Raw genomic sequence first — 22,188 nt, 5'->3', positions numbered from 1 at the left:
ATCCACCATGAAAGAACATATCGCTGCTGTGCACAAACAAACGATTGCTCAAGCGGCTGAGCAGCTGTTTCTCGAACGTGGGTTTAACGGCACGTCGATCAGCGATATTTGTGCGGCATCGGGATACAGCCGCCGCACGGTGTACCGCTACTTTGCCACGAAGGAGGAGATTTTGTACTACATTGTCGTGAATGGTCTCGAACAGTTGCGTGATCGTCTCACCGACATCGTGCAAGCCGAGCAGCCGTTTTTGGCCAAGTACGAGCACATTTGTGCGGCGATGCGCGCTTACTACGAACACTGTCCCATTTCGGCGCGCGCCGTCCGCGAGTTTCGCCCGCCATCGTTGGGCGCAGTGACACCCACCATGGAAGCTATTTTCTCTTTAGGAACGGACATCAATGACGCCCTCGCGCGCTGGATCGAGCAAGGCATCGCAGAAGGCGTTGTCCGTGAAACCGCAGACGTCATGATGGCCGTGTACGTGTTTTCTGCACAACTGCATGCGTTGTTTGACCTTGTCGAAACAAAAGGATCGTTTTTGCTGCCGACACTCGGCAAGACGAAAGAGCAGTTTTTTGCCTACGGCCAGAAGATGATTTTCAATAGCCTCGCAAAGGAGTCGTTGCTATGAAACCAAATGAACCGAGCATGACCGCATTGATGTCCTGTTTCGTCCGCGCTTATCATACGGAACATGACACGCCTGTCATTTTTCGTGACGATATGGCCAGACAGCTGATCACGGATGAAGAATACAAACAAATCCAAACCTTTCTCGCCAACGGCTTGGGATTTTTTCCCCCCGAGCGGCTTGATGCATTCTCATCGGACGAAGAGAAAGTGAAATGGATCGTCCAAACGCAGCTCGCTCCGACTCCGCTCGCTCGCGCTGCCTATACCGAACGGATCGTCCAACACGAAAAACGGCTCGGCGCGACGCAATATGTCATGTTAGGAGCAGGGCTGGATACGTTCGCCTTCCGCCATCCACACAGGGGCCTGACGATATTCGAAGTCGACCATCCCAACACGCAGCAATTCAAGCGCGAACGCCTCCACATGGCCAGCTGGAATATGCCGAGCGGCTTGCAACTGGTCGCCGCCGATTTTATCAAGGATGACGTGGCTCCTCGATTGCTCGCAGCCGGCTTTCGCCCAAGTGAAAAAACGGTGTTCAGCCTGCTTGGCGTCTCATATTATCTGGAAAAAGAGCACTTCTATCGTCTTTTGCACCAACTCGCTCCATTGATGACAGAGGGCAGCTCCATCGTGTTTGATTTTGCTGATGAGCAGCTGTTTGCCTCCCCCGTCAAGCGGGTGCAAAACACGCTCGCCCTCGCCCGGCAAAGCGGTGAGCCGATGAAAGCGGCATATTCGCTGGAGGAACTTGAGAAACAGCTGCAACATCACCGTCTCTTCATTTTCGAACACGTATCGCCGGAACAAATCCAAGCGGAATTTTTCTCGAACCGAAACGACGATCTGACAGCGTTTGAACATGTCCATTATGTCCATGCGGTGCGCAAATAACATCCGGGAGAGGCCAGAGGCCTTCCCGGTCTTGTCTGACCCAAAAATTCATGGCTTCGGCTACCATATCATCATCCATCAACGTTCACTTTTAGCATTTTTTCAGCGGAACGGTTGAACCGGATAGCAAATCATTTCTTGAATGCGTCCCTCTCCTTCATTTCATGGGATCATCTGATCGATTGGCTGATTGACAACCGTTGCCCACTTCATTCCAATCCAAGGCAGCCGGTGGAAAAACAAACCCTCCTTCCGCTCATGCTTCCAAGCCCGCGATCTCTTTTTTCATCGCAACGATCCTCATCTGCATTCTAGCAGCGCTTCCCTACCATCGCCGTCCAACTGGAATTTTACTTGGGCGCCTACTACGCCGGCACGCACGACGGCCTGCCGATCATCGGTGTGTATGACGAATACCCAAATTGCTATTTCGTCTATGCCTATGGAGACAACGAAGCCGTTTACAGCATGGTGCTCGCCAAATGCTTGCGCGATTGGATCGCACTGCCTCTTTACGTTCTCCCTGAACCAAAAAGTTTAGTAAAGCAATCAAATCTTTGATGAACGGGGGAGCGCATGTGGAATTTCCTTACTATAGTTGATAGCTTGGACACCTTTAACTATACAGGAAATTCCGCATTTTTTGGGCACTTGATCAAAAAACGAATTGTTTGTCAGGTGTATTTTATGGATAATACCCCTCATTTTGGTAACAACCCTTTTAAAGCAAACGAAACAGCTTCAAGTGTCTGAATGTTGTACTGCGTTGCCTCTAATGCTTCTTCTCGATTTGAAACAAACTCCCCTAAATGATCTAGTGTACAGACAAGCCCTCTTTCGTTCAATTCTTTTACTTTTACAATGGTGCTTTCTATTGTTTCACCAGCGACGACTTGCGAAGCGCCGAATCGAAGTCCCCATCTTTTAGCCGCTTTGTTTAATGTTTTGTTCTGCGAAGCGTATAGGAAAATATTTTTCGATATTTCTGCTAACATCCTCTACCCTCCTTAAATTTAAAACGCTTCGCTTACCGTCTTGGCTTGCATATGAAGGAGCAAATAGTCAGGGCCGCCAGCTTTTGAATCGGTGCCGGACATATTGAACCCTCCGAACGGCTGATAGCCGACGATGGCGCCGGTGCAACCGCGGTTGAAGTAAAGATTGCCAACATGAAACTCCTCCCGCGCTTTTTCAAGGTTGGACCGATTTCGTGAGATAACTGCACCTGTTAAACCGTATTCCGTGTTATTCGCAATATCCAGCGCATGATCGAAGTCTTTTGCCTTCGTAAACGCCACGACCGGACCGAAAATTTCCTCTTGCATGATGCGTGCATTCGGATCAACATTGGCAAACACCGTCGGCTGAATGAAAAACCCCTTTGAACTATCGCCCTCACCGCCTGTCATCAGTTTCCCTTCTTGTTTGCCGATATCAATGTAATGCATCACTTTGTTATATGCAGTCTCATCAATAACTGGTCCCATGAAAGTACTTGGTTTTTCCGGGTCTCCGACAATGAGTTGTTTTGTCAATTCCACAACGCGGTTTAGTACTTGCTCGTACACATCTTCCAATACGATGACACGAGAACACGCCGAACATTTTTGACCGGAAAATCCAAATGCCGAAACGACAATCGATTGTGCGGCTAATTCTAAGTCTGCATCTTTATCAACAATAATTGCATCTTTTCCTCCCATTTCAGCGATGACTCGTTTTAGCCATTTTTGTCCAGACTGAACAATCGCCGCTCGTTCGTAAATGCGGCAACCAACGGCGCGAGAACCGGTGAACGAAATAAATCTCGTTTTTGGATGCTCGACAAGGTACTCTCCAACCTCCGCCTCGCCGCCCGACAAATAATTCAATACACCTGGAGGAAGTCCGGCCTCCTCCATTACTTCAACAAATTTGCCGCTACGATCGGGGCTCGATCGGATGGACGGAGAATAACGGTGTTTCCTGTCACGATGGCAGCAACCGTGGTGCCTGCCATAATGGCGAGCGGAAAATTAAACGGAGAAATGACTAAACCGACGCCCAATGGAATATAGTGAAATGTATTCCGTTCGCTTGGACGGCTCAATACAGGGACGCCATGTTGCAAAGTAATCATTTGCCGCCCGTAATATTCGAGAAAATCAATTGCTTCGGCTGTATCGGCATCTGCCTCTTTCCACGGTTTCCCCACTTCTTTCACTAAGTAAGCGGAAAATTCATGCCTCCTTCTACGAAGAATCGCAGCTGCTCGGAATAAAATATGGGCACGCGCTTCCGGTTTTTCTTTTCTCCACGTTTCAAACGCCTTGAGAGCGGCCTCCATCGCCTGATCGGCCAGTCGTTTGTCCGCTTTGGAAACAATCCCCACGATTTCTTCTTTATTTGCCGGATTGATGGAAACGACTTTCTCCGTTGTCGTAATCCGCTTCCCTCCAATGACAAGCGAATACTCTTTCCCCAAATGATTGCTGACTTCCTCCAATGCCATTTGGAAAGCCTGTTGGTTCTTCTCTACAGTAAAATCTGTTAACGGCTCGTGTTGATAAGGTGTAAACATGTGAATCTGTCCTTTCTTTAAAGTGATTTACGCTCCAAAACGTTTGGCAAACTACTTCTCCATCAGTCAATCAATGATGTCTAGCATTTTATTTTGATCAAATCCCTTGAAAAGTGGTTGAGCCTTTCCGCGCCATTGGACGTTACAACAACAATGTCTTCAATTCTTACACCAAACTTTCCCGTCAAATAGATACCGGGCTCTACACTTGCAACCATTCCTTCTTCCAAAGGTCGTTCATTACTTGACATCAAATACGGTTCCTCATGAACTTCAATACCTAATCCATGACCGGTTCGATGCGTAAACATTTCCCCATACCCTGCCTCTGAGATGATGCTACAAGCCACTTGGTCAATCAGCTTCATTGGAACTCCAGGTTTGATCGCTTTAACAGCTTCATCCTGGGCTTTACACACAATCTCATATACTTTTGCCATTTCCTCTGTTGGTTCCCCAATTACAACGGTTCGTGTTATACCGGAACGATAGCTTGAAGACGTTCATGGGAATCAAGCCAGCTCCCTGTAAAATAGAAAAAATTAGATGGGGAGGAAGCAACCAACGCCTCCCAACCGTTATTTTCCAAAATAGTTTGCGTTTTTTGATTCGTTGAATATGTACATCCATATATATCACTCCTGCCCCAAAAGAGTTAAAAGGGGCTGTCTACGAAGACGACAACCCCTAAACAGCGTCTACCGTTTGACAAGAACCCAGACAATCTGGCATTCTTCATCCCCGTCGTTATAAGCCCAGTGTTCCTCTCCCGCGGGAATCAACGATGCATCCCCAACATTCATTCGATACTCTTGATGATTGCTTCCCGCAATGATCGATCCTTTGATAACAATGGAGTATTCGTCCTCTTCATGAGAACCCATCCCGTGCAACGGAACTCTCGTTTTCGGCGGGATAGTGATCACACCGAATTTAGCTCTGCCACCATCCAAATCCTTTTCTGAAAATAACGTCTTCAGCAATACAGCTGGCCGGTTGTCAGATTGGACTAAATCTGCGTTCACTATAATCATCGTTCGAAAGTCTCTCCCTTTATTTTCTACGCGCTGGTGTCAATCCCTCAACTTCAAACGTTTCCGGATTTAAAATGACACCGTAGATGTCTTTGGCTTGTTCAATGGAAATATATCCATTCTTTGCATCCCAAGCGACCTTCTCCGCTGGCCGTTGGAGAGGATCTCCGTATCCGCCTCCGGTAGCTGTAATCAATCGGACGACATCCCCCTTATTGAGCGGGAAACGCGCACATTTTCCAAATGGTCCGACTACCTCTCCATTTGCTTTTACAATGACCACCTCATTGCGCGATCCATCGTGTCCACCATTGAATCCCCAAGGCAGAAACTTGTGGCGCCCAAACGTGGCTGTAATCGTTTGGCCGTCGGTCATGGCTCTATATGCACGAATGACGCCGCATCCTCCTCGGAATTCCCCAGCTCCGGCTCCGTCCGTTCTCAAACTATATTCGTCAATCATTACTCCATACCGCGTTTCCGCTACCTCGACTGGCACGTTGTACGTCTCACCGTCGCCAATGCAAAATTGCCCCGACGCTCCATCCAATCCTTCTCCTGCTCCCCAGCCGCCGGCAGAAGGCTCGACAATTAAGAATGGCTCGTTCGTGTCATGATGTACACCGGACAGAACGATGCCGCATACAGACAGCAAATGCCCAGCGTTCAAGCGATGGGGAACAACAGGAGCCAGAGCCTTCCATACTAGATCAGCTCCATAAAGCATCGTTTCCCAATATGTCGATACAGCAGCCGGCCTCTCTGCTGAGAAAATCGAGCGGTCATCCGCGATGACTTTCAGGGGACGAAAAACCCCATCATTGACGTCTTGAGACGGATTGGTAACAGCCAAGAAAATCGTCCGAACGGCAGAAACAAGCGCCGTATATGAGCAGTTCACCGGACCAAGCACTTGCGGATGGCTTCCGCGGAAATCGCAAATGAACTCATCATCGGTGATCGTCACCTTTACTTGAACTTTAAACGGCCCATTTCCGAGACCATCATCATCGATAAAGTCCACCGCCTCGAATGTCCCTTTGGGCAGTTTCGCAATTTCTTTCAGGGCAAGTTGCTCCCCATGTTTTAGCAGATGATCGATGGAATCCATGACCACCTCTTTGCCATACTTGTCGCACAGCTCACGGAATCGTTTTTCCCCCGTGCGCAACGCCGCAACTTGAGCCCACATATCCCCAAGGGATAAGTCTGGAAAGCGCACGTTGGCAGCAATCATATCCACGAGAGGCTGATTCAGTTTCCCTTCATCGAACAATTTGATGCATGGGAATTGAAGCCCCTCTTGGAAAATCTCCGTCGAATCTGTTGTCCACGAACCTGGATCTTTGCCGCCGACCTCGGTCCAGTGCGCTTTATTGGCTGAGAACGCCACCAGCTCTCCATCGTAGAAGATCGGCATGACCAACCCTACGTCAGACAAATGAGAGCCTCCGCCGCCGTATGGATCGTTGATAATGATGATATCCCCGGGCTTTAAGTCTCCCTCTTTGCCAAACTTCTCTAACGTTTGTTTAACCATAAACGTTAACATTCCGATAAACCCGGTGACCCCATTCCCTTGCGTCAATAGTTGTCCTTTGGCATCAGTCAACCCACTGGCGAAGTCGAGAACTTCATAAATAATCGGGCTCATCGATGTCCTCGCCAACGTATGGAACATCTCTTCACCGATGGCAATCAACGAATCTTTGACGATCTCAAGTGTAAATTGATCGTATTTCACTTTTGTTTCCATTATGCCATTACACCCCCGTATGGATAATCAAATTCCCGTACTCATCGACTTCGAGTGTTTGATCTGGATACACGACTGTGGAAGTGGAAGATTCCTCGACGATCGCAGGCCCGTGAATGACACTGCCAGCGTTTAAGATGTCTCGATCATAAACATTCGTATCAATCCACCTGTGATCTTCAAACAGCACAGGTCGTACTTCTTTCAATGCTTCCTCCGCATTGTCTCCGATCTTTTCGAGACGGGCAATTTCCGGCTTTTGTACAACACCGAATGCAGTTAAGTGTAAGTTCACAATTTCCGTCGGCGCCCCATCAAGTTTAAAAGTGTAATGTTTTTCGTGAATGTGATGGAAACGAGAAACCATTTCCTTGACGGCTTCCTCGTCCATGACACCGTTTGGTACAGGGACTTTCACCGCATGCTCTTGACCGACATAACGCATATCAGCGTAACGGGCAAACAACACTTTATCCTCGCTGATCCCTTCTTGAGAATATTGTTGCAAAGCCGCCGTTTCTAATTGATCCCACTCCCTATTTAGTTCATCCAAATTCAACTCGCTCACCCGGCGAATGTACGTTTGGATATAGTCGTGCCGGAGATCAGTCATCAGCATTCCCCAAGCCGAGAATACCGAAGCTGCAACCGGAACAATCACCTTTTTAACCCCGAGCTCTTTCGCCAATGCCATAGCGTGCATCGGACCGCCGCCTCCAAATGCCACGAGGGAAAACTCCCGAGGATCATAGCCTTTACGGACGGAAATCAACTTTAATGCATTCAACATGTTGGAGTTGGCAATGCGAATGATGCCCAGCGCCGCTTCCTCGACAGAGATGCCAAAATATTTCGCCACTTTTTCATAAATAGCTTGCTTCACCGCATTCATATCGACTTCATTTTGGAAGTTTTTCGGCGATAAACGCCCTGTGACAAGATTGGCGTCGGTTGTCGTTGGGTTTTCGCCGCCGCGGCCATAAGCTACCGGCCCCGGCATAGCCCCAGCCGATTGCGGCCCTACCTTCAGTGAACCGGCATCATCAATCCACGCGATCGATCCGCCCCCGTTTCCGATCTCGACAATGTCGACGACAGGCACTTTTATCGGATACCCAGCATGCCGATCCTCTCTCTCGATTCGGTATTCTGTCGTGACCTTGACTTCCCCGTTATCGATCAACGAGCATTTCGCTGTTGTTCCGCCGATGTCGAAGGCGATAATGTTTTCTTCTCCGAGGATTTTCCCGAGGATAGCCGCCCCAAAAATACCCGCCACCGGACCGGACTCAACCATGTTGATCGGAGTTTCTTTGGACTGTTCAAAGGTGGTTGTCCCCGAGTTGGACTGCATGATGTATTTATTTCCGTTCACTCCGATTTCCCGAAGCCGTTTGTCCAGCTTATCAATGTAAGAAGACGCAATCGGTTTCACATAAGAATTTAACACCGCCGTACTCGTGCGCTCATATTCGCGCCACTCTCTAGTAACCTCATAGGAAGCGGTTACAGAGACCTCCGGCCATAATTCCTTAATGATTTCTACCGCTAATTTTTCATGCACCGGGTTCGCATACGCATGCAGGAACGAAACAGCGATCGCCTCGACTCCCTCTTTTCGCAATTGTTCAACGGCAGCTCTCACTTCGTCTGTAGCCAATTCGGTAATGACTTCCCCTTTGTAGTTCAAGCGTTCGCTCACTTCAAGACGCAAATAGCGCGGAACAAATGGAGCCGGTTTTCGATAGCGGACGTTGAATAAATCCGGCCGGTTCCCACGAGCGATTTCAAGAACATCGCGAAATCCTTTGGTTGTAATCAACCCGGTTTTCGCTCCCTTTCTTTCGGTCAATGCGTTAATGATGACCGTTGTGCCGTGGATGAAAGTTGTAATGGCTTCAGGGGAAATGCCGCTTTTCTTGATAACATCAATAACTCCCTGCTCGAAGTTTGGGGGAGTCGTATCGCTTTTTGCGATCCCAATTCGTCCATTTTCATCCAAATATACAATATCTGTGAATGTTCCGCCGATATCAGTTGCTACGCGCATAAAAACCACCTTTCGTTTTTGTGAGTTTTATAGGTTAAGTTAGAAAATAACCGGTGTCAGTACACAAAGAATTTTTGCTTCTTGGGACAGCGGGTTCGACCAAAAATGCGGCAAACTGGACGGAAAGTGAATGGAATCCCCCGCTTTCACCAAATATTCCTTTCCATCCACGTTAAAAATAACTGCTCCTTCTAAAACATAGTAGAACTCCTCACCAGGATGGCTGAAAACGTTATCTTGCACCAACCCAGGCGCCAAAGTGACGATCAACGGCTCAAGCGATCTGCCGTTAAAGTTCCCCGCGAGACGGGTATACTCGGCACTCGAGCCTTCAATTCTGAACGTTTTTCTCTTCTCTACCTTGACGACAAAATTCTGGTTTACTTCATTCTCAAAAAAGTCAGTGATTGGCACTTCCAAAGCGTCAGCGATTTTTTTTAGAGAAGTGATGGCAAGTGATGTTGTTCCTCGTTCCACTTGGGAGAGAAAACTAACGGAAAGCCCTGTCTTCTCACTTAACTCTCTTAGTGTCAAATCACGTTGTTTTCTTATATCCCTGATTTTTCTGTATATTTCCTCCATGTTCGATCTCCTGCTTCTAAAATTAGTGTCCTGATTTTATTTTATACAAAAAAATATAATATCAATTCAAAAAATATGTTTTTATCGAAATTATTAATAAAAATTACTGTATAACAGTAATTGGATAAAAACGGTTTGATGGATAGATAAAAGAACAAGTAGACAATCAGGAGATTATCCACTTGCTCCCCTTATTTTTCAGTTTAGTGCAAGATCTGTCCTTCCATTTCTTTCAAGAACAATGTAGCAATAAACGTAATCACTAAAAAGCAGGAGATGAATGAGACCGTTGTCAAAAAGCTCGTGTTCGATGCCAACATAGCACCGATCACGCTTGGAGCAATGGCGTTAGCCACGCGTTGGGCGGTAGCTCCAAGTGAATAGCTGACTCCACGAACTTCTGTCGGATAAAGCTCCGCCATCCACGTATCCCATACCCCCCAAGCCCCTAAGCTGAAGAAGGACAATACAAAATTCCATACATACATTTCCGACATGCTGTTTGATGAGGCAAACCCGAATCCCCCAATAGCGGCGAGAAAAACGAAGGTAAACATGATTTTTTTACGACCGAATTTACCTGTTAGATATGAGGCCGCCATGTAACCCGGAAACATGAACAATGCCGACAATGCCATAAAACCTAGTCCTTGTGGAGCACTCAAGCCTTTTTTGGCGAGAAGCGCCGGCATCCACGAGGACAGCGCCCAATATCCCCAAGAGAAACAAAAGTTAATAATCAATTGCAGGACGGTCGGTCGTAAAAACTTACCCCTAAAAACCTCAATAAACGACCCTTTTTTCACCTTTTCTACAATGAGTTCCACATCGTTAAGTTCATGATCCATTCTGTTTGCAGAAAGGCGTCGAATGACTTCCTTAGCTTCCTTTTGTCGATCTCTGCCAGCGAGCCAATACGGGGACTCCGGAACGAAGGTTGCTACAACGAGAAACCACAAACCAGCGATAGAACTGATTCCAATAACCCAGCGCCATCCCATATCACCGAGAAGATATGTGATACCAATCGCCAGTAAATACCCTACAGGCCAGCCGGATGCTAAATAAACCGTTGCTTTTCCTCTGACTCTAACCGGAAGAAGTTCTTCAAAGTACGGAAACGTAGCCACCATTAATCCAGCCAAACCTATCCCGGAGAGAAACCGCATCCACCAAAGCATTCCATAATCCGTTGCAAATGCACTGATCATCGAAATGATTCCATAGGAAATCAAGCTATAAATCATAGCTTTTTTTCGTCCAAACTTATCAATCAACTTGCCCCAAATAAGGCATCCTGGAATCATCCCAAGAAAGATAGAACCCATTAAAGATCCAATTTGTGTTCCACTTAATTTGAATTCAGTACCAATCGAAGCACTGCAAAGAATAATAATCATCATTTCCCATGCTTCAATAACAAAGGAAAAAAACAGCGCCAGCCCTGCTTTCCAGTGTTCTCTCGTCACAGGCATATTTTCAAACAACTGTCCAACTTGTACATACTTTTTGCTTGTTGTCTGTTCTTGCGATAAATTGATACTCATCGTTAGATTCCCCCTTGGTTCACTACATCAAAATAGATTCCAAGCTTCTATTTCTTCATTTGGCGGTGACTGATAACCATAGAGCTTGCTATGTCCCCATCCAAATTTTCGATTTATTTCCACTAAAAATTCAGCATATTTCAAGGGAGCAATGCTTGCGTCGATAACAGGTATTCCTATCTCTGCTTGAACTTCATGATAAAATCCGAATTCGATCGTGCAACCTAAGATAATAACATCTGCTCCATCCTTTTCTTTTTTCAAACTCCTTTTTGAAAATTTCATCAAACAGGTCTGTAGTCACAGGATTGATCCATAAAATCTTTTTACCCAATTATCATCCCTCCCTCTTATAATTTTTATATTATTAAAATTTTTCCGACTTTATAAAACATTATAAAACGTATATTTATTTTTTGCAATATTTATGTAATAGATACTGTCATACTATAAAAAATTTGATAAAAAAGAATTGAGTTTTTGTTCCCCTGAATATTAAGAAGATCCATGTTCCAGCACATAGTCCAATACATGAAGCAAAATAATCTGTCTCAAAGTTGTACAAATGTGAAGTTTATAGACTTATAAACCGATGATAACGGGTAGACATCCCCATTTGGCTTGCCAATCGCATTACTCATAAAAACATTCATGAGCAAGCCCTGTTCCCCCACTCTGGCATGAAAATCACTTATCAAGGCAGCGCATTTTCACTGAAAAGTTCCATGGGCAGTGTGATCTGCCCTCCACCCGGGGATGAAAATCACGACTCACCAATGTGTGATTTTCACGAAAAAATCGACCGAGTCCTCTTTTAAGCATTCCGCTTCAAAGAAAGACTCGGCCGACAGGTTCCTTCTTATTGCCCTTTCGTCACCGTCGCTGTGGTCGCCTCACTATGGTTTTGTGCTGCGTCTTCCTGCATCACAATGACCGTCAGCTGACCATGGTTCAATGCGGACAGATCGAGCGTCTTGGAAAAACTCCCATTCGAGTCCGCCGATGTCCATGCAACAAGCGATTTTTGCCCATCCGTAATGATGATTTGCACCAATGCGTTGCTTTCTGCCGTTCCTGCGATCGTATAGGCCGCTTGATTTTGGTTCGTAACGGCTGGCAGGGCGTTCAACGATGGAGCGTCAACAGTGGTATCCTTCCAAACCGTCGTGGTTGCCTCTAGGCTTACATTGCCTGTAACGCTCGTTTGAACGGCTGTAATGGTAATCAGTCCATCGCTTAACGGCGAAATATCCGCTTCTACGCGGTATCTCCCGTTTTCGTCCACCGTACCGACTGTGCTGATTTCATTCGTGCCATCGGACAACGTGACCTCCACTTCCGCTCCTGGTTCTCCCTTGCCCGTGACTTCATAAGCGGTTGCATCTGTGCTGGCATTCACATATCCTTTATTGTCAATAGACGGCTTGGCCGGAGAAGCCAACGATTTGATGAGGACGACGCTTGCCATCCGGCTTTCATTCCCCGCCTGATCGATCGTTTTCACACGGATGATGACCTTCCCATCTTTCAGCGAAGACGTATTGATCTCTACTTCATAGTTTCCATCTTCATCTACCAGCCCGCTTGCCAAGACGGATTTTTTTCCATCGGCAGCCTCCACCACCACTTTCTCTCCAGGCGTGCCTGTCCCTGTGACTGGATACGCTTCATAGTTGAAAGCGTTAATATATCCTTCATTCAACAGTTCAGGAGCCTCTATGCTCACATCTTTCCGAAGCACGTTCTTCGATTGGCCGCTTTGGTTTCCTGCCGAATCCACGCTAACCGCGGAGACCGTCATCTCTCCTTCCGCCAGTTTTCTTGCATCGATCACCGCCCGGAATCTCCCTTTGCCGTCTGCATGCACCGTTTTGGTAATGCGCTGCTTTCCATCGCTCAACGAAACCTTCACAACGCTATGGGGTTCTGCTGTTCCTTGAACAGCATAAGCGTTCTGCTGCTTGGCATTGATCCATCCTTTGTTCGTGATCACCGGAACGGAAGGAGCCTTCGTATCCTTGATCATCTTTTTCTTTACACTGCTGTACTTCTGACCCTTGACGATTTGGATGACAGATAGGGTTAGCGTCCCGTCCCGTAACGTCGATACGTTGACCGGCGCCTCAAACGCTCCGCTCTTTTGAACAACAGTGTAACGAGTGACAGATGCTTTTCCATCGGTGATGACAATTTTGATCTTCGCTCCCTTGAGCCCTTTTCCTTTTACGATATACTCTTTTACAGTCGAAGCATTCACCGGCTGTGCACTTTCAATGGCAAGCTTGGCCGGTTTCGCCGCATATGCTTCAGACTCCGCCGCCCCCACTATGGCTAAACTGACGGCTGCGAAACTAGAAACCACCCATTTTTTCCAACCCATACCGATCCCCTTTTCATGATAATTTTGCTCGTCGAAGCAGAAAGAGAAAATACGGCGCACCGATGAAGGCCGTTAAGATGCCGACCGGAATTTCGATTGGCGCCGCGATGGTTCTTCCCACCGTATCCGCGCCGATCATCAACATCGCTCCTAATAAGGCGCTGACCGGAATGAGCCGCTGATAATCCGCCCTTGTCAACAAACGGGCGAGATGGGGGATGACGAGTCCCACAAATCCGATCGGACCCGATACGGCCACGGCGCTTCCGCACAAACCGACCGCGATGAGGAAGATCAGGAAGCGCGCCGCCTGAACACGCATTCCCAAGCTTGCGGCGACATCATCGTGCAACTGCAAGACATTCAGGCGGCGATAACAAAGGTAAGCCAACGCGAGCCCCATCACCGACCAAGGAACAATGAGAGCAACATGTTCCCATGTCCGTCCCCATAAACTCCCCGCCAACCAAATGACCGCAGCATCAATCCCTTTGGTCGCAAAAACCAAAATCCCCGTAACAGCCGCCTGAAACAAGGCGTCAAAAGCAATCCCTGATAGAGCAAACCGCCCTTTATCCATCCCTTTCTTCCAGGCAAACGCATACACGCAAAGGCCGGCGAAGAGAGCCCCGAAAAAGGTGGCAAACGGCAGGCCGCTGGCAGGAAAGTGCGGAATGATCAGCAATGCCAGCACGGCAAACAAGCTGGCGCCAGCCGTCATTCCAATGACATTCGGAGCGGCAAGCGGGTTTTGCGTCACGGCTTGCAACAGCGCCCCCGATACGGCGAGGTTGGCACCGACAAACATCCCAACCAATATTCTTGGCAAGCGATATTCCCACACGATTTCCCCGTTGAGGGAAGACGTTCGGTTGAACAATGCCTGCCATACTTGCGAAACAGGGATTTTCACATCCCCGAAACAAGCGGCGAGAGGCACGATGATGACAAGAAGCAACGCCAAACCGGCCACAAGTCCCAAATCACGCTTACGCATTCCATTCTCCCTGCTTCCTAATCAAATACAAAAAGTATGGGCAACCAATGGCGGCGGTAAACACCCCGACGGGAAGTTCAATCGGCTGCGCCACTAAGCGTGCAAGCAAGTCCGCCATCAAAAGCAACATTCCCCCGCACAAGGCGCTGACTGGAATGATATGCCGATAATTCACACCGACCATTTTTCGGACGATGTGCGGGATCATCAAGCCTATAAACCCGATCACCCCGGATACGGACACCGCACTTCCAGCCAAAATAATAATGATGACTGCCATCACTGTTTTGAGAATTCCCACGTGAATACCAAGCCCTTTCGCTGTATCATCGCCCAGCTCCAACAGATCCAGTTTCGAAGCGATCATGATGGAGACAAGCAAGCCGGCGAGAGACCATGGCGCGATCATCGAAAAATGACGCCATGTCAATCCATTTAACCCGCCGGCCAACCAGGCATATACGGCGGCCGCATCTTGACCAAGCAAGACCAAAATTCCAACCGTGATCGCATGCAAAAATGCGCTGACAGCCACTCCGGCAAGGGTCAAACGAACCGGGGAAAGAGCGCCTCTCTTCAAGGACAAACTGTATACGAGAGCCCCTCCAACCGCCGCCCCCAAAAAGACAAGGGGAGAAAAGAAAAACAGGGGAAGGCCGGCAAAAAAATATTCGATAAGGACAACCACCACAGCAGCGCCGCCCGACACCCCCATGATTTTCGGCTCAGCCATCGGATTCTTGGTTAAGCACTGCATCATCGCGCCAGCGACCGCCAGATTCGCCCCAATCAAAACCGCTAGAAGGGCGCGGGGAAAGCGCAGATCCCAAACCACCGTTCGTGCTTTGGATCCATCGTCATGAAAAAGAACATCGATCACCTTTTGAACCGGCACGAAAAACGGACCAGAGACCAACGAAACGATCATCAACAAAACGATGCCCAATCCTGCTATGGAGCTGATCCATATGGCTTTTTTTCCGTATGTCAAAGATGACATCCTCTCGCTAGCCCCATCCCATCACTGATAGCGTTTTAAAATGGATGCTGCTTCTTTTACAATCAATTTCGCTGCCAACGGTCCCCGACTGCGAGACCAAAGATCGCGATTGACTTCCACCACCCGCTTCTTTTTCACCGCTTTTAATTGGGACCAAATCGGGTTGGCTTTCACTTTTTTCAGATCATTCTTCCCAGGATCTGTATAGGCAAACAGCACATCTGGGTCGATTTCTAAAATTCGTTCTAAACTTACCGTTTTAAAGTCGGAGTATTCATCCCCTTTTTCCTTAAAGGCATAATCCGCCTTAAGGGCAGTAAAAATCGATCCAGAGAATGAGTTGTCCTGCCATACGTTAATGCCATCTTTATTGACGAAAAAGCCCAATACACGAAGATTTTTATCTTTTAATTTTGCTTGTTGCGATTTCAATTCTTTATAAAACTGGTTCACGAACGATTTTGCCTTCGCCTTCCGGCCTAAGATGTCTCCCAATACAAGGAGCTGGTTCATCGCTTCTTTGTAGCTGTTTGCGCGGAATCCCGCCACGGGTGCAATCTTTTTCAACTGAGGAATCATCGCTTTATGAAACTCAAATTCATGGTCGATAATGATCAAATCCGGTTTGAGCGCTGCGATTCTCTCCAAACTCGGGGCGCTAAGAGCCCCAACGCTCGGTACACCTTTTAATTTATTGCGCAAGTATGTAGGCACCGTTCCCGAATTCGAAATCGTATAGCCCACCGGCTTTAATCCTAACGTAACCACGGCATCGGTCCCCGCCATGCTTAACGTGACAATCCGCTTCGGGGTTCCCTTAATCACCAGCTTGCCAAGCTCTGTTTTAAACACCCTTGTCTTGGCTGCAGCCTGCACCGATGCGGCCGGTTGAGCCAATGGCACAAGCAGCACGAGCAGCGCCATCAGCACAGCAAGAAGAGAAGTCCATTTTTTCTGTACCACGTTACATATTCCCCCTTCAACTTCTATTTAATAATGATAATCCTTATCAATTGAGATCATAATTGATATTGAATATCTTTGTCAATAAAATGATAAAAAATCCTTTGTCTTTCCCCCATCAACATGCCGCTTCATCCATGATGCCGCGTTTCTTCATCAATAAGCTAGTGGAGGTTGACTTGGTCGCAACGAATAAACCAAATGATTCCGGTCATGCTAAAAGCGAACCTTGGTGTGGAAGGAGACGAACAAACATGAACTTACAATCCGGCAAATTGTACTGGCCCACCACCTTGTCAGCCCCGCCGAGCTACCCGGTCTTGGAGGAAGATATTGACTGCGATGTACTCATTATTGGCGCAGGCACCTCGGGCGCTCAATGCGCCTACTTCCTGAGCGACACCGACCTTGACATCGTCGTCGTCGACAAGCGAAAAGCGGGACATGGGAGCACGGCCGTCAACACCGCCCTCATTCAATACTTGGGGGAAAAAATGTTTTTCGAGCTGATCAACAGTTTTGGCGAAGCATACGCAGCCCGGCATCTCCAGCTTTGCGAACAGGCCATCCGCGATCTCGCTCAGGCTGCCGGAAAGCTGCCACTCGATTGCGAATATGTCACCCGCGACAGTTTGTATTACGCCAGCTCTTCTGAAGATGTAAGCAAGTTGGAAAACGAATACGCCGCTCTCCAGAAACACGGCTTTGCCGTCGAATGGTGGACGGAAGAGCAAATCGCCCGCCACTACCCGTTCCGCAGGCCCGCGGCGATGCTGACGAAAAACGATGGCGAAGTCAATCCATACAAACTGACGATCGGCTTGCTTGAATACGCCAAAAACCGCGGTGTCCGCCTGTTCGAACAAACCGAAATCAACGGAAAAAAACTAGAAAAAGACAAAGCGATATTTTATACGAAAACAGGAGCGGTCATCCAAGCAAAATCCGTCATCATCGCCGCGGGATATGAAACGTTGGATTTCAAAAAGGACCGGAACGCTGTGTTGACAAGCACGTACGCGGTAGTCACCAATCCGGTCGATGATTTCTCGAGCTGGTACAACCGAACGCTCATCTGGGAAACCGCCCGTCCCTACATTTACATGCGGACGACCGCTGACAACCGCGTGATCATTGGCGGGTTGGATGAAGATACGACCTACGCCGATGAACGCGACGCGAAACTCATCCATAAGCGCGACCAGTTGATCGCCGAATTCAATCAGCGCTTCCCCACCATCAACGTGCAGCCGGAATTTTACCTCGGCGCCTACTACGCGGGCACGCATGACGGCTTGCCGATCATCGGGGTGTATGACGAATATCCGAACTGCTATTTCGTCTATGCTTACGGGGACAACGGGGCCGTCTACAGCATGGTGCTTGCCAAATGCCTGCGCGACTGGATCGCAGCCGGCCGAAGCGATAACGCCCAACTCTATCTGCCCGAGCGCCCCTTGACCTCCACGCTGCGGACGTGATCATGCCTTTTCGCGCACAGGGACGGTCACAAAACGATCATTCCTCATTGGCTGGGGCAAAAACCAAAGGCTGGCAACAGAGATGTGAATCGAAAAGGGCCCTTGGCTTCAATGCGAGCACAAGATGTCCAACCAATGTTTCAGCGCATCGGCAGGGAGAAAAGGGGGCAACACACGCGGAGCCCCCTCCCTCTCCCCAGCCAAATTCGCCGACTTCACTCCACTTGTCCTTTGAGACCAACTTTTGCGCCTAATTCCGCAAGCCGCATACCAATCTATGGTGAATAGCGACTCTGCTAACATCATCTTTTTCTATCAGCCGTCTTCAATACGAAGGCTCTTTTTAAGCCATTGAGTATACATTGAGATGATAAAAAGGAACCCCAGCATAAATACCTTGTCGCGGATCAATATACGAATCAAGCTACTTCCCCCCCTTTCCACATCTGTGGAAGAAATAAACCAAATCATTGTTTTTCGAATAATAAAGCAATCCTAGCGCTACGTTCCGCAGCACATGCTTATTCAAAATATAGAAAAAAGACAGCCCTTTCGAAAACGCGTATTCTACATATGGTTTGCGAAGTTCGTTTTCATATTGCTGCAAAAGCAGCTTTGCAAACAACAAAGAAATCGGAATACTCAGACAAGCAATGGGCAAAAAAAGGCTTCTTTCCTCTCCTATGGAAGCAGGCTGAAAGATGAGCCAGCCGGTCTTTTTAAATATTGCAATTACGATTAACTGAAAGGTCACGATAATCAGCAGATCGGGCAAGGATTCAAAAAAAGCCAATATCATTTTGATTCGCTCCATATGGCTCCGAAAGAAAAGAAGCGTGATATACGTTATCACCCATGCTACTATATAGTGCTACCACGATTGCCAATCCGCATAATAGAAGCGACTCCCGATAATGAATAAGAATTTGCGGGAATACTTTTCTATTCATTCCATATTCGATACTCAGTGGATGAATAAGCTTCATAATGATGTACCCTAATGTTTTTTTACATATTCCGTTACATTGATCGAAATATTATGAAATAAGCTAGGGAAACCGCTGATCATCACGATTCCCGCGATGGCAAACAAGCATTCCAATATTATTCCGGCCACAAATTTCATCGTTCTTATCAATAGCGCTCCTCCTTATTGTTAGCATCCATCAGCTCCATAACTGATTCAACACCTTAGCGAACAGGCTAAATCGAATGTAATACTGCATGTCTAACTTTCTTACTAATTCCCCCTTCCATAAATAAGCCAACTGCTTAGGCAGCAAAGCAATCCGCTGCGGCTGCCACATTGCCTTCAACCACGAATGACTCTGCATCAGCGCGAACATGAAACTTTTCGAATTCCTTTTTTTGCTGTTGGATAAGTGGTTGCCGTCTTGTCTTCTAATAAACTAAGAGCTGCTACGACGAGAGCTCCTGAACACATAGAACCTATTCATTGCTGCGAACGACTTAATTCTTTTGAGGCAATTTTCATCATAAAGCTTCCTTTTGCGCCCGAACCACTCGCAAACGTACAAACCGATCTTTCGAGTTCGTATAGAGGCTCTGCTTTTCGCATTCATGTGACATACTCCCACCACCTACGCTAACGCTTCGAGGTGGGGGCTTCTCAGGTCATCCCGTCTAACGCAGGAAGTTGACCGAGCGATCCCCGTGTGCCCCACGGTTCAAGATCCAGTTAGGCCATACCTAACTGTTTCAGGTCTTCCTTTTTGAGATTGATGGCAGCATTGGCATCTCGATCAGCCTCAAAACCGCTAGAAGTGGGAGACTTCTTTCGGACAGAGGTTAAAATATTCATAATATGAAGAAGCAATGGTTCCCCCCTCTTATCACGTACAAAAAATTAGTGCACAACCTCCAATAATAAGCAGGAGCGAGATAAAAATGAACCACATCGATAGGGAAGGGGATAATGAGAATACGTCTAACATTTCAAGAAAAATAGCTACTTTCTTTCTGTTTGACGGCAAGTTTCTATATTCCTTCCAACTTGCCTTGAAATATAGTACTCCAAAGGGAAAAAGTCCTAAGCCTACTGCTAGCATCACCATCCCCATCCCGAAAGTGCTCATCGTTAGTTCCCCTCCTTGTATTTCATATTGTCCATACTTCATCGTTTCCCATAAAGTTGGAATATGATCGGCTTTTACCGCCCTTTCCTTGTCGAATGAATCTACGGCGCAAAATAAAATATTCCCATTGATATCGTAACAAACAGCTCCACGTGGCATAAGGGGTCGATTGTTTCTTTTCCCATGATCATGATGACTATAAAAATTGCTCATCTATTTAAATAAAGTACGTTGTCAATCCCAGTATCGTTCCATTAATGATACCGACCAAGCAGGCTGCCTTACTTCGCCTTTGGGTAAGAACTCCTTCATAACCGGTTTAATATCAATAATCGGAGTACCATCTATGGCATCTAATCCTCTTACTTTCAATGTTCGCCCTTTATGTTCTAACAATTCAACGGTTGTTAAACCTAATTTATTCGGTCGATTTTTGCCTCTTTGGGCGAAAATTCCGACCTTTGGATATTCTTTATTATTTCTTGGATGCCTTGCTCCATATTGAATTTTGTCATCTGTAACTCGGTCAAAATAAAAAATAATATCTAAATGCGAAAACTCACTGATCCCTTGTAAAGCTGAATCATCGATTTCATCTGATAATTCAATGATTGAAATCACACTACCCCACTTATCATCTTCCACATCTTTGCGGTTGTTTTTCACAAATGCGATTGGTGTAATGGTATATTGCATCATTTTCCCTCCTCGTTTCACTATTAACCTACTTGTATCCAACCATAAATCGCAGAGTGAGCGTCCGCAACGATCATTCTCCCACGTAAAGGCCAAGATATGAAAAGATTGATTTTCCAGATCGTTTGATAGAAAGTACTATTTAACTCCCTGTTTTCGGCGGGTACCGTCAAGAATTTTGTGTAATGTAATGGGGTAGGGTTTCTCTGAAATGGATTTGGAATGAATAGGGAACTAGTTTCCTCCACACAGGAGACTGAATATTCAGTCTCCTGTGGGGAAAGGGAGAATCCCCCTATTTTGTTTATTTACAGTATTTGGTTAATGATAACGTTCTTCAAACATTCGCTCGAGGGCTTCATGCGCTTCGGTAAATCCTCGTAACTTTCGCCCTGCCCATTTCTCATTAAAATCTTGAATGGTCAAATACACGACTTTTTCCGCGGCTTCTAAACTGCTCAAACTGTTCATCGGCTTTAGACGTTTCCGAATCTCCTTGATCGTTCGTTCGATGGCATTGGTCGTGTAAATCACACTTCGAATACTGCTTGGATCGTCCATAAAGGCGAGGAGGACATCCAACTCATTGGCCCAAGATTGCACTTCTCTCGGATACTTGCTCGACCATTTCGATTCAAACTGTCGAAACATCTGTAATGCCATCTCCTTATTCGGCGCGCGATAAATCAGCTTGAGGTTCTCTGCCATTTCGAATTGGTCTTTTTTCCGAACACGGCTGAGGGTGTTACGGACTTTGTGAACGACACAACGCTGTACATCGGCTTTCGGATACACCGCCTGACAGGCTTCTTCTAGACCCGGTGTAGTCCATCGAATACCCCTAAAAGCACTTCCTTGACGCCTCTTTTGTAAAGGTTTTGGAGAATTTCCTGCCATCCATAGGTACTTTCTTATCCTCCCACAAAGAAATCAAGAATTTCGCGATATCCTTCTTCATTGACTTCTAACACCACATAAATGACTTCTTTCTCTACCGTATCGCGGCGAAGTTTTACGTATAAACCATCCAAATATAAGACCGAATAACCCTTTTGTAGAGGACGAGTGTGCCATTTCTCAATGTCTTCCTTTACGACATCCGTGATATGACTGATCGTCGTGGGAGAATACGTATTTCCTAAAATTCGTTCAATAAACTTGCCAATTTCCCGTGTACTCATGCCGCTTTGATACATCTTGATGATGGCTTCCTCAAGCCAGCCGGTGTGTCGTTGGTAAGGGGCAAACAGCTGTGTTTGAAATTCTCCATTTCCGTCTCTTGGGACCAAAAGACCCTCAATTCGGCCCTATTGCGTATCTAGATTTCGTTGGTAATAGCCGTTTCTCATGTTTGATGTTCCGGCTTGTTCGATTTCGAGGAAATGTTTGATTTCTTCCCGCATGATCAGTTCTCATTTTTCCTTTACAAACTGACGAATGGCGTTTTCCAGTTGATTTGCCCAGTCGATATTCGATATACTTTTAGACATAGGTAGGGTTCTCCTTTCTCTAC

General features: G+C 46.9%; 17 protein-coding genes and 5 pseudogenes. 4 read left to right on the top strand and 18 right to left on the bottom strand.

The window, feature by feature from the left end:
- Positions 1-7 precede the first annotated feature (7 nt).
- From B4113_RS08585 to B4113_RS19515, 3 genes and pseudogenes are all read left to right on the top strand, one after another.
- Positions 8-634, top strand: a complete 627-nt coding sequence (locus tag B4113_RS08585; protein WP_033844427.1) for a TetR/AcrR family transcriptional regulator — start codon at positions 8-10, stop codon at positions 632-634.
- Positions 631-1,533, top strand: a complete 903-nt coding sequence (locus B4113_RS08580; RefSeq protein WP_033844428.1) for a class I SAM-dependent methyltransferase — start codon at positions 631-633, stop codon at positions 1,531-1,533. Before B4113_RS08585 ends, B4113_RS08580 begins: the two co-directional genes overlap by 4 nt.
- A gap of 321 nt (positions 1,534-1,854) precedes the next feature.
- Positions 1,855-2,094, top strand: a pseudogene (locus B4113_RS19515) (hypothetical protein); the annotation flags it as partial.
- 164 nt (positions 2,095-2,258) lie between these two features.
- Here B4113_RS19515 and B4113_RS08575 read toward each other — a convergent pair.
- The 14 genes and pseudogenes from B4113_RS08575 to B4113_RS08515 form a co-directional block, all read right to left on the bottom strand.
- Positions 2,259-2,528: pseudogene (locus B4113_RS08575) on the bottom strand (proline dehydrogenase); the annotation flags it as partial.
- A gap of 18 nt (positions 2,529-2,546) precedes the next feature.
- A pseudogene (pruA, locus tag B4113_RS08570) lies at positions 2,547-4,093 on the bottom strand (L-glutamate gamma-semialdehyde dehydrogenase).
- 80 nt (positions 4,094-4,173) lie between these two features.
- A pseudogene (locus B4113_RS08565) lies at positions 4,174-4,575 on the bottom strand (M24 family metallopeptidase); the annotation flags it as partial.
- On the bottom strand, positions 4,569-4,658 hold the full coding sequence (locus B4113_RS21180; protein ID WP_369802242.1) for a hypothetical protein: 90 nt from the start codon (positions 4,656-4,658) through the stop codon (positions 4,569-4,571). The pseudogene B4113_RS08565 and the gene B4113_RS21180, both read right to left, overlap by 7 nt.
- Before the next feature lie 133 nt (positions 4,659-4,791).
- Positions 4,792-5,127 (bottom strand): cupin domain-containing protein, encoded by a 336-nt coding sequence (locus B4113_RS08560; RefSeq protein WP_033844431.1) that lies wholly within the window; start codon positions 5,125-5,127, stop codon positions 4,792-4,794.
- 19 nt (positions 5,128-5,146) lie between these two features.
- A complete protein-coding gene (locus B4113_RS08555; RefSeq protein ID WP_033844432.1) occupies positions 5,147-6,883 on the bottom strand; it encodes a hydantoinase B/oxoprolinase family protein in 1,737 nt (578 codons plus the stop codon).
- 7 nt (positions 6,884-6,890) lie between these two features.
- The gene (locus B4113_RS08550) at positions 6,891-8,933 is read right to left on the bottom strand and encodes a hydantoinase/oxoprolinase family protein (protein WP_033844433.1); all 2,043 of its coding nucleotides are present in this window, start codon (positions 8,931-8,933) and stop codon (positions 6,891-6,893) included.
- A gap of 39 nt (positions 8,934-8,972) precedes the next feature.
- Positions 8,973-9,515 (bottom strand): helix-turn-helix domain-containing protein, encoded by a 543-nt coding sequence (locus B4113_RS08545; RefSeq protein WP_033844435.1) that lies wholly within the window; start codon positions 9,513-9,515, stop codon positions 8,973-8,975.
- Between the two features lie 203 nt (positions 9,516-9,718).
- Complete coding sequence (locus B4113_RS08540) at positions 9,719-11,062, bottom strand: MFS transporter (protein ID WP_033844437.1); 1,344 nt, start codon at positions 11,060-11,062, stop codon at positions 9,719-9,721.
- A 27-nt stretch (positions 11,063-11,089) separates the two neighbouring features.
- Complete coding sequence (locus tag B4113_RS08535) at positions 11,090-11,326, bottom strand: hypothetical protein (protein ID WP_033844438.1); 237 nt, start codon at positions 11,324-11,326, stop codon at positions 11,090-11,092.
- A 595-nt stretch (positions 11,327-11,921) separates the two neighbouring features.
- Positions 11,922-13,442, bottom strand: a complete 1,521-nt coding sequence (locus B4113_RS08530) for an Ig-like domain-containing protein (RefSeq protein ID WP_061912405.1) — start codon at positions 13,440-13,442, stop codon at positions 11,922-11,924.
- Between the two features lie 13 nt (positions 13,443-13,455).
- On the bottom strand, positions 13,456-14,439 hold the full coding sequence (locus B4113_RS08525; RefSeq protein ID WP_033017922.1) for an iron ABC transporter permease: 984 nt from the start codon (positions 14,437-14,439) through the stop codon (positions 13,456-13,458).
- Positions 14,432-15,439, bottom strand: a complete 1,008-nt coding sequence (locus B4113_RS08520) for an iron ABC transporter permease (RefSeq protein ID WP_235207570.1) — start codon at positions 15,437-15,439, stop codon at positions 14,432-14,434. Before B4113_RS08520 ends, B4113_RS08525 begins: the two co-directional genes overlap by 8 nt.
- A gap of 21 nt (positions 15,440-15,460) precedes the next feature.
- On the bottom strand, positions 15,461-16,402 hold the full coding sequence (locus B4113_RS08515; protein WP_033017925.1) for an ABC transporter substrate-binding protein: 942 nt from the start codon (positions 16,400-16,402) through the stop codon (positions 15,461-15,463).
- A 254-nt stretch (positions 16,403-16,656) separates the two neighbouring features.
- On the opposite strand from B4113_RS08515, the gene B4113_RS08510 reads away from it, so the two are divergent.
- On the top strand, positions 16,657-17,883 hold the full coding sequence (locus B4113_RS08510) for an FAD-binding oxidoreductase (RefSeq protein ID WP_033844441.1): 1,227 nt from the start codon (positions 16,657-16,659) through the stop codon (positions 17,881-17,883).
- A gap of 424 nt (positions 17,884-18,307) precedes the next feature.
- Here B4113_RS08510 and B4113_RS20485 read toward each other — a convergent pair whose 3' ends face one another.
- From B4113_RS20485 to B4113_RS08485, 4 genes and pseudogenes are all read right to left on the bottom strand, one after another.
- Positions 18,308-18,697 carry an ABC transporter permease subunit gene (locus B4113_RS20485; RefSeq protein ID WP_231559857.1) on the bottom strand — a complete coding sequence of 130 codons (390 nt, stop codon included), beginning with the start codon at positions 18,695-18,697 and terminating at the stop codon, positions 18,308-18,310.
- Positions 18,698-19,582: 885 nt separating this feature from the next.
- Positions 19,583-19,720 carry a hypothetical protein gene (locus tag B4113_RS20105; RefSeq protein ID WP_197055032.1) on the bottom strand — a complete coding sequence of 46 codons (138 nt, stop codon included), beginning with the start codon at positions 19,718-19,720 and terminating at the stop codon, positions 19,583-19,585.
- Between the two features lie 493 nt (positions 19,721-20,213).
- Positions 20,214-20,675 (bottom strand): tRNA (N6-threonylcarbamoyladenosine(37)-N6)-methyltransferase TrmO, encoded by a 462-nt coding sequence (gene tsaA / locus B4113_RS08490; RefSeq protein WP_031407475.1) that lies wholly within the window; start codon positions 20,673-20,675, stop codon positions 20,214-20,216.
- Positions 20,676-20,996: 321 nt separating this feature from the next.
- A pseudogene (locus B4113_RS08485) lies at positions 20,997-22,165 on the bottom strand (IS256 family transposase).
- Between the last annotated feature and the right edge of the window lie 23 nt (positions 22,166-22,188).

It is taken from the genome of Geobacillus sp. B4113_201601 (assembly GCF_001587475.1).
Taxonomy (GTDB): Bacteria; Bacillota; Bacilli; order Bacillales; family Anoxybacillaceae; genus Geobacillus; species Geobacillus icigianus.
The sequence above is the reverse complement of the archived record's forward strand: the minus strand, read 5'-3'. Positions and strand labels throughout refer to the sequence as shown.

Bases quoted from the DNA above. Each gene is read 5' to 3' on its own strand.
- B4113_RS08585 (WP_033844427.1), top strand. From the start codon at position 8: ATGAAAGAACATATCGCTGCTGTGCACAAACAAACGATTGCTCAAGCG.
- B4113_RS08580 (WP_033844428.1), top strand. From the start codon at position 631: ATGAAACCAAATGAACCGAGCATGACCGCATTGATGTCCTGTTTCGTC.
- B4113_RS08560 (WP_033844431.1), bottom strand. From the start codon at position 5,127: ATGATTATAGTGAACGCAGATTTAGTCCAATCTGACAACCGGCCAGCT.
- B4113_RS08555 (WP_033844432.1), bottom strand. From the start codon at position 6,883: ATGGAAACAAAAGTGAAATACGATCAATTTACACTTGAGATCGTCAAA.
- B4113_RS08550 (WP_033844433.1), bottom strand. From the start codon at position 8,933: ATGCGCGTAGCAACTGATATCGGCGGAACATTCACAGATATTGTATAT.
- B4113_RS08545 (WP_033844435.1), bottom strand. From the start codon at position 9,515: ATGGAGGAAATATACAGAAAAATCAGGGATATAAGAAAACAACGTGAT.
- B4113_RS08540 (WP_033844437.1), bottom strand. From the start codon at position 11,062: ATGAGTATCAATTTATCGCAAGAACAGACAACAAGCAAAAAGTATGTA.
- B4113_RS08530 (WP_061912405.1), bottom strand. From the start codon at position 13,442: ATGGGTTGGAAAAAATGGGTGGTTTCTAGTTTCGCAGCCGTCAGTTTA.
- B4113_RS08525 (WP_033017922.1), bottom strand. From the start codon at position 14,439: ATGCGTAAGCGTGATTTGGGACTTGTGGCCGGTTTGGCGTTGCTTCTT.
- B4113_RS08520 (WP_235207570.1), bottom strand. From the start codon at position 15,439: ATGTCATCTTTGACATACGGAAAAAAAGCCATATGGATCAGCTCCATA.
- B4113_RS08510 (WP_033844441.1), top strand. From the start codon at position 16,657: ATGAACTTACAATCCGGCAAATTGTACTGGCCCACCACCTTGTCAGCC.
- B4113_RS20485 (WP_231559857.1), bottom strand. From the start codon at position 18,697: ATGGAGCGAATCAAAATGATATTGGCTTTTTTTGAATCCTTGCCCGAT.
- tsaA (WP_031407475.1), bottom strand. From the start codon at position 20,675: ATGCAATATACCATTACACCAATCGCATTTGTGAAAAACAACCGCAAA.